13 protein-coding genes are annotated in these 14,120 nt (G+C 68.6%); 9 read left to right on the top strand and 4 right to left on the bottom strand.

From position 1 onward, the window contains the following. The first annotated feature begins 3 nt into the window (after positions 1-3). The 5 genes from WS95_RS12185 (at position 4) to WS95_RS12165 (ending at position 5,967) form a co-directional block, all read left to right on the top strand. Positions 4-444, top strand: coding sequence for a nuclear transport factor 2 family protein (locus WS95_RS12185; RefSeq protein ID WP_034206997.1), 441 nt, complete (start codon positions 4-6; stop codon positions 442-444). A 609-nt stretch (positions 445-1,053) separates the two neighbouring features. After that, entirely contained in the window at positions 1,054-3,144 is a 2,091-nt protein-coding gene (locus WS95_RS12180; protein WP_059824066.1) for a TonB-dependent receptor, read from the top strand. 11 nt (positions 3,145-3,155) lie between these two features. Continuing rightward, on the top strand, positions 3,156-3,941 hold the full coding sequence (locus WS95_RS12175) for an ABC transporter ATP-binding protein (RefSeq protein WP_059824064.1): 786 nt from the start codon (positions 3,156-3,158) through the stop codon (positions 3,939-3,941). Next, a complete protein-coding gene (locus tag WS95_RS12170; RefSeq protein ID WP_059824038.1) occupies positions 3,938-4,930 on the top strand; it encodes an ABC transporter substrate-binding protein in 993 nt (330 codons plus the stop codon). Before WS95_RS12175 ends, WS95_RS12170 begins: the two co-directional genes overlap by 4 nt. Positions 4,931-4,959: 29 nt before the next feature. Beyond that, on the top strand, positions 4,960-5,967 hold the full coding sequence (locus WS95_RS12165) for a FecCD family ABC transporter permease (protein WP_155294465.1): 1,008 nt from the start codon (positions 4,960-4,962) through the stop codon (positions 5,965-5,967). A gap of 47 nt (positions 5,968-6,014) precedes the next feature. Here the strand turns inward: WS95_RS12165 and WS95_RS12160 are convergent, their stop codons facing one another. Both WS95_RS12160 and WS95_RS12155 read right to left on the bottom strand, forming a co-directional pair. After that, complete coding sequence (locus WS95_RS12160) at positions 6,015-7,388, bottom strand: ATP-binding protein (protein ID WP_059782697.1); 1,374 nt, start codon at positions 7,386-7,388, stop codon at positions 6,015-6,017. Further along, positions 7,389-8,114 carry a response regulator gene (locus WS95_RS12155; RefSeq protein WP_034207003.1) on the bottom strand — a complete coding sequence of 242 codons (726 nt, stop codon included), beginning with the start codon at positions 8,112-8,114 and terminating at the stop codon, positions 7,389-7,391. Between the two features lie 243 nt (positions 8,115-8,357). Between WS95_RS12155 and WS95_RS12150 the strand changes: the two genes are divergently transcribed. From WS95_RS12150 to WS95_RS12140, 3 genes are all read left to right on the top strand, one after another. After that, positions 8,358-9,104, top strand: a complete 747-nt coding sequence (locus tag WS95_RS12150; protein WP_059824034.1) for a MipA/OmpV family protein — start codon at positions 8,358-8,360, stop codon at positions 9,102-9,104. A 281-nt stretch (positions 9,105-9,385) separates the two neighbouring features. Next, complete coding sequence (locus tag WS95_RS12145) at positions 9,386-9,721, top strand: hypothetical protein (protein ID WP_059782777.1); 336 nt, start codon at positions 9,386-9,388, stop codon at positions 9,719-9,721. Between the two features lie 29 nt (positions 9,722-9,750). Further along, a complete protein-coding gene (locus tag WS95_RS12140; RefSeq protein ID WP_236872809.1) occupies positions 9,751-10,287 on the top strand; it encodes a hypothetical protein in 537 nt (178 codons plus the stop codon). A 31-nt stretch (positions 10,288-10,318) separates the two neighbouring features. Here the strand turns inward: WS95_RS12140 and WS95_RS12135 are convergent, their stop codons facing one another. Continuing rightward, positions 10,319-11,542, bottom strand: a complete 1,224-nt coding sequence (locus WS95_RS12135; RefSeq protein ID WP_034207005.1) for a transglycosylase SLT domain-containing protein — start codon at positions 11,540-11,542, stop codon at positions 10,319-10,321. 421 nt (positions 11,543-11,963) lie between these two features. After that, entirely contained in the window at positions 11,964-13,124 is a 1,161-nt protein-coding gene (locus WS95_RS12130) for a porin (protein WP_034207881.1), read from the bottom strand. Positions 13,125-13,607: 483 nt separating this feature from the next. Here WS95_RS12130 and WS95_RS12125 point away from each other — a divergent pair, with 483 nt between their 5' ends. Beyond that, positions 13,608-14,117, top strand: coding sequence for a sigma-70 family RNA polymerase sigma factor (locus WS95_RS12125; protein WP_034207006.1), 510 nt, complete (start codon positions 13,608-13,610; stop codon positions 14,115-14,117). Positions 14,118-14,120 lie beyond the last annotated feature (3 nt).

The raw sequence follows: 14,120 nt of genomic DNA, 5'->3' as shown, positions 1-14,120 counted from the left end.
TCGATGACATCCTCCCCGCTGCATCTTCATCCCGCCGTCGCGAAATCGCTCGAAACATGGCATGCCATGGTCGAGCGCAAGGATTTCGGCGCGCTCGAATCGATCGTCCATCCGGACGCCGTGTTCCGTTCGCCGATGGCGTTCAAGCCGTACGGGCCGGCGCCTGCGCTGCTGATGGCGTTGCGCACGGTGATCACGATCCTCGAGAACTTCACGTATCACCGCCAGTTCGCGACCGACGACGGCACGAGCGTCGTGCTGGAGTTCGGTGCGACCGTCGGCGACAAGGCGTTGAGGGGAATCGACATGATTCGCTTCGACGACGACGGCCGGATCGTCGAGTTCGAGGTCATGATCCGGCCGTTCAATGCGCTGCAGGCGCTCGGCGCGGAAATGGGCGCGCGGCTCGGGCAGCAGTTGCCGGCGTTCAAGACCGGCGGTTGAGCGGCGCGGCGGTGGCCGCGCAGGCTTTCGAAGGCAGTCTTCACCGCGGTACGCGCTACGGTGCGTTCGTGATCGGTTGCGCCGGCAACTTTCTTCGTCACGCCGTGCCGGATCATGCGGCACCCTGCGCGCGATTCAGCACGAAGTCGTAGTCGAGCGTGTAGAACGGCGTGTCCATGTAACGAAGAACCGTTTCTGCAGCAGTTCGCGAACGATACGCAGGCCGAAGTGAAGCGCGGAGCACGCGGCTTTCGCGGGCAAACGGTCGCGATCGGTCCGCCGTTGCGCGACATAGGGGCCGGCGTCGAGCGCGGTCGTGTAGTACCCGCACGAGTACGCGATGCGCAACCGACCGCAGGGCGAGAACCCAAGCTGTCAAAATCCTGACGGATCAAGTTGATATATTGTATCATCTGATGTTTTCGTCGCCGGCCGGCCGGGTTGTCCGGGGCGGCCGCGTGCGACGACAGCTACGAAGATCGATACGACGTGACGAGAACCGGACACACCGCGGCGCACGTGGAGCGGCGCCATGCCGCGACGCGCCGGCACACGGGCGCCTCGCGCGCACGCGCGGCACGCAGTTGCACGACCTTGCTGGGCTGCGCGATGGCCGCCACCGGCGCGTTGGCCGCCGAAGCCGCCGCAGTGGCGCCGGACGACCGGCATGCGCTGCCGGCGATCAGCGTCACCGCGTCGTCCGCGCCGTCCGACCCGCTGACGCAACCGCTCGAAACGGGCTCGCGGCTCGGGCTTGCCAGCCTCGACACGCCCGCAAGCGTCGAAACCGTCACGGCCGATACGATCGCAGCACGCGGCGATCGCACGGTGCTCGACGCGCTCACGCGCACGGCCGGCTTTTCGAGCGCGATCGCGCCGGGCACCGGCGGCACCGCGTCGAGCGTGCGCGGCTTCAGCGGGCAGGAGTCGGTGATGATGCTGCTCGACGGCGTCCGGTTGATGCCGGCGGCCGGCACGATCACGTTTCCGTTCGACACGTGGTCGGTCGCGCGCATCGAGGTGCTGCGCGGCCCGGCATCGGTACTGTACGGCGAAGGGGCGATCGGCGGTGTCGTCAACGTGGTGCCGAAGCGGCCGCAGCGCACGCGCGAGACGACGCTGCAGGCGGGCGTCGGCCCCGACGGCGCGAAGCGCTTCGCGTTCGATACGACGGGCGCGCTCGGCCCGCGGCTGTCGTACCGCTTCTACGCGAGCGATGCGCGCGCGAACGGTCTCGCCGAGCGGGCCGATACGCATACGACGGCCGTCGGCGGCGCGCTGACGCTCGACGTGAGCCCGCAGCTTGCGCTGACGCTCGACTACGACTACGGAAGGCAGATGCCCGCGACGTACTATGGCGTGCCGGCGCCGAACGGCGTGCTCGATCCGTCGCTGCGCAAGCTGAACTACACGGTCGGCGACGCGACGATATCGTACTACGACCAGTGGACGCGCCTGTCGGCCCGCTACCGGCCGGCGGTCGGCGTGACGATCGACAACCAGCTTTACTATCTGACGTCCAACCGCCATTGGCGCAACGCCGAATCGTACGTGCTCGACCCGGCGTCCGGGCGCGTCACGCGTGGCGACTATCTCGACATCGGGCACCATCAGCGGCAGATCGGCGACCGGCTGAGCGCGCGCGTCGACGGGATGCTGTTCGGTCGCGCAAACCGCTTCGTCGTCGGCACGGAATTCAGCCAGATTACGTTCAGCGGTACCAACAATTCACCGTACGGTGGCGAAACGACCGTGCCGGCGCACGGCTTCGATCCCGGCGTCTTCACGAGTCCCGACCCGACCGTGCCGCAGTTCAGCACGCGCGCGCGGCAGGCGGCGGTATTCGCGGAGAACCGGCTCGAAGTGCTGCCGCGGCTCGCGTGGGTGAGCGGCCTGCGCTACGACCACATCGCGTTCAGCCGCGAACAGGCGGCAACCGGCGCGGGCTTCGACAAGCGGTTCGCGAACGTCGGCTGGCGTACCGGTTTCGTGTTCGACATCGCGCCGACGTTCAGCGCGTATGCGCAGTACACGACGGGTGCGGAGGGCGTCGGCTCGCTCGTGACGCTGTCCGCTTCGCAGATGCATTACCGGCTCGCGACCGGCGAGCAGTGGGAAGCCGGGCTCAAGCAGACGCTGCTCGACGGTCGCGCGTACTGGACGGTCGCGGTGTACGACATCACGAAGCGCAATCTGCTCAGCACCGATCCGTTCAATCCGGCGCTGCGCCAGCAGGTCGGCCGGCAGTCGTCGCGCGGCGTCGAGCTGACCGGCGGCGCGCGGCTGCCGCACGGCTGGACGATCGATGCGAACGTCGCGCTGCTGCATGCGCGCTACGACGCATTCAACCAGACCGTCGGCGGCGCGACGGTGTCGCGGGCCGGCAACGTGCCGTCCGGCGTGCCGCAGCAGACCGCGAACCTGTGGCTCGGCTGGGCGTTCGCCGAGCGCTGGCACGCGAATGCGGGCGTGCGTTACGTCGGTGCGACCTACGGCGACGACGCGAATCGCGTGCAGGTGCCGTCGTACACCGTGTTCGATGCGTCGCTGCGCTGGCAGCCGACGTCGCGCACCGAGCTCGCGCTGTATCTGCGCAATCTCGCGAACCGCACGTACGCGGTGACGACGTCGAATGGCGGCGAGCAATGGCTGCTCGGTCCGTCGCGCTCGGCGGAGCTCGTCGCGACGATGCGCTTCTGAAGCGGCACGACATGCGCCCCGTCACTCACATGCTCGACATCGAACGCGTGCGCTGGTCTCCCGGCGGCGCGGTCGACGTACTCGATTCGGTGACGCTGACGGTCGCCGAAGGCGAGTTCGTCGGGCTGGTCGGCCCGAACGGCAGCGGCAAGACGAGCCTGCTGCGCTGCGTGTTCCGCTACGCGCGGCCCGACGCGGGCCGCGTCGCGCTCGACGCGCAGGACGTGTGGCGCATGCGGCCGCGCGCGCTCGCGCAGCGCATCGCGGTGCTGCAGCAGGAAACGCCGGACGACTTCGGGCTGACGGTCGACGAACTGGTCGGCATGGGCCGCACGCCGCACAAGCGGCCGTTCGATGCGGAGTCGGCCGACGATCGGCGGATCGTCGAAGCGTCGCTGCACGATGTCGGTCTCGTCGAGCGCCGCGCACAGCGCTTCGCGTCGCTGTCGGGCGGCGAGAAGCAGCGCGCGCTGCTGGCCCGCGCGCTCGCGCAGCAGCCCGACCTGCTGTTGCTCGACGAGCCGACCAACCATCTCGACCTGCGTCACCAGCTCGAACTGCTCGCGCGCGTGCGCCGCCTCGGCATCGCGACGCTCGCGACGATTCACGACCTCAATCTCGCGGCCGCGTATTGCGACCGGCTCCATGTACTCGCGCACGGCCGCGTCGTCGCGTCCGGCGTGCCGGACGAGGTGTTGACCGCAGCGCTGCTGCGCGACGTGTTCGGCGTCGCCGCGCTCGTCGATCGCCATCCCGTCACGGGCCGCCCGCGCATCACGCCGCTTCACCCGGAATGACCGCCATGCCGTTTCCTGTTCCGTCCTTCGTCTCCCGCCGGTTCGTCGCCGCTGCCGTGCTCGGCTGCGCGGCCGTTCACGCGGCGGCCTATCCCGTCACCGTACGCAGTTGCGATCGCGACGTGACGTTCGAGCGCGCGCCGACGCGCGCGGTGAGCAACGACGTGAACCTCACCGAGATGATGCTCGTGCTCGGCCTGAAGGGCCGGCTCGTCGGCTATACGGGCATCGGCGGCTGGAAGACGGGCACCGCGCGCGTGCGCGACGCATTGCGCGGCGTGCCCGAACTGGCGAGCCAGTATCCGTCGCTGGAAGTGCTGGCCGCCGCGCGTACCGATTTCTATCTCGCGGGCTGGAACTACGGAATGCATGTCGGCGGGGCGGTGACGCCGGCGACGCTCGCGCCGTTCGGCATCCGCACGTACGAACTGACCGAATCGTGTTCGCACGTGATGAAGCAGTCGGCCGCATCGTTCGACGACGTGTTCCGCGACCTGAACAATCTCGGCCGGATCTTCGGCGTCGAGGCGCGTGCCGCGCAAGTCGTCGCCGCGATGCGCGCGCGGCTCGCGGCGGTGTCGCGCACGATCGGTCGCCCGGCGCCGCTGCGCGTGTTCGTCTACGACAGCGGCACCGACAAGCCGATGACGGCGGGCGGGCTCGCGATGCCGACCGCGTTGCTCGCGGCGGCGGGCGCGCGCAACGTGATGGCCGACGTGCCGCGCAGCTGGACGCAGGTGAGTTGGGAAAGCGTGGTCGCGCGCGACCCGCAGGTGATCGTGATCGTCGACTATTCGGCGATCACGGCCGCGCAGAAGCAGCAGTTCCTGACGAGCCAGCCGGCGCTCGCACGCGTGGCCGCGATTCGCGACCGGCGTTTCGTCGTGATTCCGTACGATGCCGCGACGCCGGGCCCCGAGAACGTCGCAGCCGTCGAGACGCTCGCCCGCGCGCTGTATCCGGCCGCATTTGCCGGAGCGGCACGGTGAGCGTGCGCGGGCAGGTGGCGCGGCCCGGCATGCGGGTGGTGCTGCCGGGGCTGGCCGTACTGCTGATCGTGTCGATCGTCGTGTCGGCCGCGTTCGGCCCCGCGCCGATCGCGATGCCGGCCGCGGTGCGGATCGTCGCCGCGCACGTCGCGTCGGCGTTCGGCGGCGCCGACGCGTTCGCGGCGGGCGCGGGCGACGACAGCATCGTCTGGCTGATCCGGATGCCGCGTGCGCTGCTGGCCGCGATCGTCGGCGCGACGCTGGCGGCGGTCGGCGTCGCGTTGCAGGCGGCGACCGCGAACCGCCTGGCCGATCCGCACCTGCTCGGCGTGAGCGCGGGCGCGATGCTCGGCGCGATCGCGGTCACGGTGGTGGCCGGCGCGGCGTTCGGCCCGTTCACGCTGTCGGCCGCCGCTTTCGCGGGCGCGCTCGGGGCCACCGCCTGCGTGGTCGCGCTCGCTTACCGGGGCGGCCGGCTCGAATCGGACCGGCTGCTGCTCGCGGGCGTATCGGTGTCGTTCATGATGGCCGCGTTCGGCAACCTGCTGCTGTACCTCGGCGATCAACGGGCCGCGTCGTCGGTGCTGTTCTGGATGCTCGGCGGGGTCGGGCTCGCGCGCTGGGACTTGCTGCCGGTGCCGGCCGTGTGCGCGGTGCTCGCCGGCGGCGCGCTCCATGCGCGTCGGCGCGAACTGAACGCGCTGATGTCGGGCGATGTCGCCGCCGCGTCGCTCGGCGTGCCGAGCGCGCGGATGCGGCGCGAAGTGTTCGTCGTCGCGTCGTTCGCGACGGGCGCGATGGTCGCGGTGAGCGGCGCGATCGGCTTCGTCGGGCTCGTGACACCGCATCTGTGCCGTCGCGTCGTCGGGGCCGAGCACGGCCGGCTGCTGCCGGTCGCCGCGCTGGCCGGCGCGATCCTGCTCGTGTGGGCCGATGTCGCCGCGCGCACGCTCGCGGCGCCCGAGGATCTGCCGATCGGCATCGTGACCGCGCTGTTCGGCAGCCTGTTCTTCGTCGCGCTGCTGCGGCGGCGCTGAACGCGGGCGCTGTCAGGCGAGGGCGGGCCGAGTTCCGTGGTTCGTCTTCATCGAAACGGGATGACCGTGCCCGTGCCGTGGCGGCCGCGCCTATCGGCGTGCGGGTTCGCAACGTCGAACAGGCTGTCCGGCAGCGCCCGCACGGGCAACGTGATCACGAAGCGTGCGCCGCCGAGCGGCGAATCCTCGAGCCGCACGTCGCCGCCGTGCACCTGCGCGACGCGTCGCACGATCGCAAGCCCGAGCCCGAAGCCGCCGGTCTGCCGGTCGCGGCTCGAGTCGAGCCGCTGGAACGGTTCGAACACGCGGGCGCGCTCGGCGGCCGGGATGCCCGGCCCGTCGTCGTCGACGCTCAGCACGAGCGCACCGGACCGATCTCGCGTGGCGGCCAGCACGACCTTGCGCGACGCATAGCGGGCGCCGTTGCGGATCAGGTTCAGCAGGGCACGGGCGACGAGCTTCGGATCGCAGACGTGGGTCGCGGGCGCGTCGAGCGTCGACACGTCGAGCGCGATGCCGCGATCGGCGATGTCGTCCGCGACGTTGCCGGCGACGCTGTCGAGCAGCGCGTCGACGACGACCTCCATCGGCGCGAGTTCGCTCGCGCCCTGTTCGAGCCGGCCGATCGTCAGCAATTCGGTGACGAGCTCGTCGAGTTCGCGCACGTCGCGCCGCAGCGCGTCGCGGCGCTCGCGCATCCGGCCGGTTTCGTCGGGATCGGCGAGCAGCGCGAGCCCGAATTCGAGCCGGGCGAGCGGCGTTTTCAGTTCATGCGAGATGCCGTGCATCATTTCGCGCTGTTGCTTGATCGACGCCTCGATGCGCGCGGCCATGTCGTTGAACTGCTGCGACAGCTCGTAGATGTTCGACTTGCCCGACAGCTTCACGCGCGTCGACAGCATCCCGGCGCCGAATGCGCGCGCGGCGTCCTGCAGCCGGCGAATGTCGCGCCAGTGATGGTGAATCCACAGCACCACCGCGAACAGCGTCGCGAGCGCGAGCAGCATGTACGCATAGATGCGGATGTCGAGATCCGCCGCCTCGATGGGCCGCGCATGCAGCACCGAGCCGTCCGCGAGCGGCATGTAGTAGTCCTTGCCGTCGTAGCTGATCGCGATCCTGCCGGCATCGAGATCGCGCAGCGGCGCGCCGCTCAGTCGCGCACGCGCGTCGGCCATCGACATGAACCCGAACCCTTCGCGGCCGTGCAGCGCCAATTCGCGCAACGCGAGCTCGCGCTGCGCGCCCGGATGGCGCTCGAGGTAATCGTTCAGCACGAACGCGTAGGTCGTCAGCGAGTCGCGCTGCGCCTGCGCGACGCGCTCGTAGAAGATCCGGTCGAACGACAGCTGGATGAAGACGATCGACGCGCCGACGCACAGGATCACGACGAGGTACAACCGGAGCAACGGGCGCAGCATTTACTCGTCCCACGCAGAAGGGCTGAACAGGTAGCCGCGGCCCCAGATCGTCTTGATCTTGTGCGGCTCCGATGATGCATCCTCGAAGCGGCGGCGCAGCTTCGAGATGCCGGAATCGACCGAGCGGTCGAGCCCGTCGAATTCGATGCCGCGCAACTGCTTGAGGATGTCGTCGCGGCTCAGCACGGTGCCGGCCGCGCGCGCGAGGATCAGCAGCAGGTTGAATTCGGCGGTCTTCAACTCGACCGGCTCGCCGCGCCACGTGACGGTGCGGTTCGGCGGCGAGATCGTCAGTTCGCCGAATACGAGCGCGTCGGGCGCGACGGCGCTCGCTTCCGCCGCGGCCGGCTGCGCGCGGCGCAACAGCGCACGGGCGCGCGCGACGAGCACGCGCGGCTCGATCGGTTTCGTCACGTAGTCGTCGGCGCCGGTCTCGAGCCCGGCGACCTGGTCGTACACGTCCGCGCGCGCGGTCAGGATCAGCACGGGGACGTTGGTGAACGCGCGGATGCGCCGGCAGACTTCCATGCCGTCGAGATTCGGCAGCATCAGGTCGAGTATCACGAGGGCCGGCTGGTGCTCGCGCACCGCAGCGACGGCGAGGTCGCCGCGCCGCACGACCGTCACCGCGAATTCATAGCCGTCGAGGTATTCGCGGACGAGCTGCGCGAGGCGATCGTCGTCCTCGATCAGCAGCACACGGTATTTGAGCGGAACTTCGTTCATGGTCTCCTCAGGATGCACGCGCCATCTCGTTCCCGGCAGACCGATGCGCGGCGGCACGCGAATTCTATCCGGCGGACCGGCTGCCGGGGCAGCGGGGCGACAATCTCGAACAATCGAACACAATTGCGCACAGATTCTCCGCACATTCAGGACAGTCTCGGCGCAGGGCGGCCCCTAGACTGCGGGCTTCGTCACTCGGATCTCGATATTGTGCGCCCATCCCTTCGCCGCTACCGCTATTGCATGCCGCTCGCCGGCCTGACCCTCGCCGCCGCCGCCCACGCGGAAAACCAGTATTCGTTGTCGCTCGGCGGCGGATTCGCACCGCGCTATCAGGGCAGCAACCAGTATCGCGGCGTCGTCGCGCCGTCGTTTTCCGCCACGTTCGGCAACGGCTTCTTCGTCGACGGCACGCAGGGCGCCGGCTACCGGCTGGACCTGCCGCACGGTGCGTTCGTGTCGGCGGCGGTGAGCTACGACGCGGGCCGCGCGGACGAGAACCGCTTCGACCTGCCGGGCTCCGACTACCTGAAGGGGATGGGCCGGATTCCCGGCTCGGTGCTCGTCGGCGTGCGCGCCGGCGTGTCGCTCTTCGATGCGGCGGAACTGAGCATCACGGTCGATACGCCCGTGACTCACACGTCGCGCGGCGTGTCGGGGCACGTCGATCTTGCGGTGCCGGTACTCAAGACGTCGCAGCACGAGATCGTCGTGACGGGCACCGTGCATGCGGGCTCGGGACGCTACCTGCAGACCTTCTACGGCGTGACCGACGCGCAGTCGATGACGAGCCGGTTCCGGCCGTATTCGGTGAGCGGCGGGATCGACAGCGCGGCGATGGCGGTGGCGTGGAACTGGACGCTGTCGCGGCACTGGTCGGTGCTCGCGACCGGCGGCGTGACGCGCCTGCTCGGCCGTGCCGGCGACAGCCCGATCGTGCAGTCGCGCAACAACTACTACGGCATCGCGGGCGTGACGTACAAGTTCTGAGCGCATTGCCGACGCGGGCCGGTGCACGCCGGCGCGCCCGGTGCGTCGGCGTCGCGCCGTCGTTGCGAGTCGCGTGCGGTAACATGCGGGCGGGTTCGGCGTCAGGCCGGCCCTGCGACGCCGGTGCGCCGAGGCGGCTCGGCCGGGTCGCGAAAGGCCGCCGTTCGCCGGCCGGCTCCATCGGGAAACGGCCGGCAGCGTGCGGAACCGATCACGCATGCGATGCCCGGTCGTGCGCGAATGCCGCACACGGACCGTCGGGCCGCGACAGGGAGAAACCGATGAAGAACACGATCGCGATGCTCGTTGCACTCGTTGCGAGCGCAACCGTTGCAGGATGTGCGGACATGGACACGAAGCACCCCAACGCCACCGCCGGCGGCGCGGCCAGACCCCCTCTGGAGCCGGGTGCCGCGCAGGTATGCAAGGCGAATGCCGCGCCGGACGATGCGCTGGTCGGCAAGACCGAGACCGATGCGACCGCGTTGCTCGACGGCTGCCTGTGGCGCGTGCTCGAGCGTGACGGGAAGTCGCTGCCGGGCACGATGGATTACCGGGAGGAGCGCCGCAATCTCGGCATTCGCGACGGGAAAGTGATCTGGGTGCGGCGCGGGTGAGGCATTCGGCGTCAGTGTGGCGTGCTCCCGTGCGTGCCGTGACCCGACACGCGTTGCCCGGCGTCGCCGTGCATGCCGGGCCGCCGATGAGGATGAGGGCGCGGGCGCTCGCATGGGTGCTGACGGTGCCGTGCGTGCTTGCCGGATGCGGGCCGCACGACGGCGATGCATCGGCCGACGCGCGTACGGTGTGCATTACCGGATACAACGAGTACACCCGCAAGCTTCACGAATTCTGGCTCGACAACGAGCATCGGTCGGGATGCTTCGGCAATCCGTCGGCACGGGACGCGGGCGAGGCATTCGGCGGCGGTGGCGGGTTCGCGTGCGGCTGCAAGGTCACGCCGGGGCGGAAGGTGAAGCTGTACTGGGCATTCGCGCAGCCGCTGGACGAGATCGAGCGCGGCGTCCCGGCGGAGCACCAGACGATCGACGTGACGATTCCACAGCCGGAATCGTCGACGTCGCGTTATCTGCGCGTGTATTTCCGGAAGAACGGCACGGCCGAACTGCAATGGGTGGACGACATGAACGCGCCCGAACTGCGGCCGACCGCGGATCGATGAGCGCGGCGACGGGCGTGCGATCGGACGCGCGTTACTTCGAGAGGTACCACAGCGCGTCCGCGCTGACGCGCGACGGCTGAGCGGCCGCGGCCGGGGCTTGAGCCGGCGCGGGCGGCGGCGTGTTCGACGTGATGGCCGTCGGCAGCGTGGCGGGAATATTCGCGGTCGAAGGCGAGGCCGCCGCCGTCCCCGACGTCGACGGCGTATTCACGTACCATAGCGCATCGGCCGAGGCGGTGCGTTTCGCCGTCGTATTGGGCGCCGCGTTCGCCGCCGTACTGGCCGACTTCTTCGATGCCGAGGCCGATGCGCCGGCGGTCGCCGTATTCGCCGTATTCGCCGTCCCGGCCTGCGCGGTCATGCCTGCGGCCGCCGCCCCCCGCTGCGCGCGCGCTTCGAACGGCCCGAGCTGGAAGATCAACGTTTGCGCGGGACGCGTCAGAACGGCATACGGGAATTGCAGCTCCCACGACATCAGCACGCGTCCCGACGACGTTTCGGTGAAGATCGCCGGCACGTGCTTCATGTCGCTGAACTGCACGTAGATCCGCGCGCCGTCGTCGAACACCTGGGTCGGCTTGGCCTGATCGGCGCCGGTGACCGTCCATCCGAAGTTGTACGTACCGGCCGGGCCGGCGGGGCCGCCCTGCGTCGGCGGAGGCGGCGCGGCCGGCGAGATCGTACGGGCACGCGTGACGGGCGGCGCCGACACGCTCAGGCTCGCGAACGGGTTGTACGTCTGCGCCTGTTGCGGCGGCGTGAAGGAGGGGGGAAGGATGGGCATGGGAGTATCCGGCGAATCCGGCATGGTCCGGATTGCATCATAGACCTTGCGCGCGTACGCGAGGCGCTTGTCGGGCGACGCGGAGTTGTACGCGCCGATCGCGTTCCAGTTGGGGCCGAGCTGGCGGATGTTCTGCGACAGGATCCACGCGCCGACGTACGCGTTCGTGCACGCATCGAACAGGCTTTCCCGCGTGATGCCTTCGCGCGCGAGCGTCGGCAGCCACGTGCTGTTGATCTGCATCAGCCCGATGTCGACCGTGCCGTTGGTATTCGTGTTCACCGCGTTCGGATTCATCCCCGATTCGACCTGCGCGATGCCGCGCATCAGGCTGACGCTCACGTGCTGGAACGCGGCCGCGTCGTCCAGGCAATCGGCGCGCGCGACGCCGCAGAGCGCGCACGAGAGCGCGATCGTCGAGGCGATTGTCAGCGTGTCGCGGCTGAGCGGGCGAGTGATATGACGCGGCATGGCAGGATGGGGCGGAATCCGGCCGCCCGGTGCAAGGAAATTACGCAGACGCGAAGTGTGCCATAGCAAGCGGGCAAATGGCTCGCGTCAAACTTTCCTTTGCATTTGCGCGCGCATGCGCCGCGCATTTTTATCGCGCCGGATCACGGGGCGAGCCGATGGCCGGTCGGTAAAAATGGCCGGCATTTGCGCGCATACAATTGCAACGGCAGCGATCATATCCTGACGTATTACGTCAGTTGCGCGATTAAACGGTGATGGCCTGAGCGAAAAGGGATAATCGCGTCGCCGCCGATGGCGGGCGAAAGCAAGCGACATGAAAACGGCGGCCGAAGCCGCCGTCTGCGCAATCCGAAGACGGGCGGCCACACCGCGTTGCGCGTTGCGCAACCACTGTAGCCGGCCGTCTCCGAGCATGCCGTCAGAAGCGGTGACGCAGGCCGAGGTTGACCATCGTCTGCGAGCTCGTGCCCGCATAACCGTACGATCCGATCGACGCCTGCGCGGCCATCGACCCGCCATTGCCGTCGCCGGTCTGGCCGCTCGCGTGCTGGTACGCGGCGGTCAGGTAGACGTCGGTGCGCTTCGACAGGCTGTAGTCGGCGCCGGCCGATACCTGGTGATAGGTCGCCGACGTGTCGCCGCCCGAGCGCGTGTAACTGTAGCCGACGCCGACGAGCAGCGCATTCGTCGCCTGGTAGTTCACGAAACCTTGCCCCGTGTTGTAGTGCTCGTTCGAGCCGAACACCGAACTTGCGTCGCGGCGGTACTGCGCGTTGCTGTAGCCGAGGCCGAACGTGAACGGGCCGGCGACGTACTGGCCCGCGATGCGGGCGATGCCGAGCGAGTGCGCGCTGGCATAGCCGCTGTTGATCGGGCCGTCGAACGTGCCGTCCGACGAACTGGTCCAGCCGTTGCGCAAGCCGTTCGACGCGGGGCTGTTGGTCGCGTGGAAGTAGCCGCCCGCGACGCTGAACGGCCCGTTGTTGTACGACACGGCGGCCGAGTACGACTGCGCGGCGCCGGTGCTGCCGGCGATGCCGCCGAACGAATACATCGCCGAGAACTGCAGGCCCGCATAGACGGCCGACGTGTACTTCACCGCGTTGTCGACGCGGAAGCTGTTGTCGTAGTTGTCGACGTCGCCCGGCGTCGCGAACACGCTGCCGAGGTAGTTGTCGGCGGTGATGCCCTGCACGAGATCGACGAGCGGATCGTACTGGCGGCCGAACGTGAGCGTGCCGTAGCGGTCGCTCGTCAGGCCGACGAACGCTTGCCGGCCGAAGAGGCGGCCGCCCTGGCCCTGCCGGCCGTTGCTCGGGTCGAAGCCGTTCTCCAACTGGAACAGCGCCTTCAGCCCGCCGCCGAGATCCTCGGTGCCTTTCACGCCCCAGCGGCTGCCGGCCAGGTTGCCCGCGCTGCTGTTGCCGAGCATCCATGCGTTGTCCTTGCCTTGCGCATGGTTCACATAGGTGATCGACGTGTCGATCACGCCATACAGCGTGACGCTCGACTGCGCATGCGCGACGGGCATCGCCGCGAACGACGCGAGCGAAATCAGCGAGAGGGTCGTGCGTTTCATTGTCATCTCCTTGCGCATCGGTGTGGGTTCGTGATCCGGAATGGCAGGAGACTACAGAGCCGTAATAAAACGGCAAAAATGAAATTCTCCGTTGTGGTCTGATGCCGACAGGCGCATTCCCGGAAATTCATTTTTGAGGGATTTGGATTATTGAACACTATGCATCAATGGATTGCCGTTTCGCGATTTTTCCATTGCGTTTTGCGCGGGGCGTGATAATACGGCGCGATATTCGGGTGAATTCCGGCAATCGCAATATTGTTATCGATCCGTCAAATCATTATTTAACGAATCGAATTGGCCGACGTGGAACGAATGTGATAACCGCGCGCGATTCGCATCCGACGGCGGTATCGACTTCGCCATCCGTCGCTGCGTCAGCGTCGCTCGCGTACCGAAACCGCGGTCACCATCTCGCTTTTGTATATAATAATCATTCTCATTTACAGAATGGTTGACGCCTGCGCACCCCGGAACCCGGCCATGTCCGCTGACAAGCTGTCCCTCCATCGAGAAATCGACGCCCTCTATGCCGGCCACCACGCGTGGCTGCGCGGCTGGCTGAGCCGGAAGCTCGGTTGCGCGCACCGCGCGGCCGATCTCGCGCACGACACGTTCGTGCGTCTGCTCGCACGCGACGAGCCGATCTGCGCCGCCGAGCCGCGCGCGTTCCTGACGACGGTCGCCCAGCGTGTGCTGAGCAACCACTGGCGGCGTGAGCAGATCGAGCGCGCGTATCTCGACGTGCTCGCGCAGCGCCCGGAAGCCGTTGCGCCGTCGCCGGAAGAACGGGCCGTCGTCGTCGAGACGCTGCTCGACATCGACCGGCTGCTCGACGGCTTGCCGCTCGCGGCGAAGCGCGCGTTCCTGCTCGCGCAGCTCGACGGGCTCACGCAGACCGACATCGCGCGCGAACTCGGCGTGTCGCTCGCGACGGTGAAGCGCTATCTCGTGAAGGCCGGCACGCAGTGCTTTTTCGCGATGGCGGCCTGACCG

Origin of the sequence: Burkholderia sp. MSMB1826, assembly GCF_001526325.1 — a bacterium.
Lineage (GTDB): Bacteria > Pseudomonadota > Gammaproteobacteria > Burkholderiales > Burkholderiaceae > Burkholderia.
Note: the sequence above shows the minus strand (reverse complement) of the source record. Positions and strands in the feature narration are given on the sequence as shown.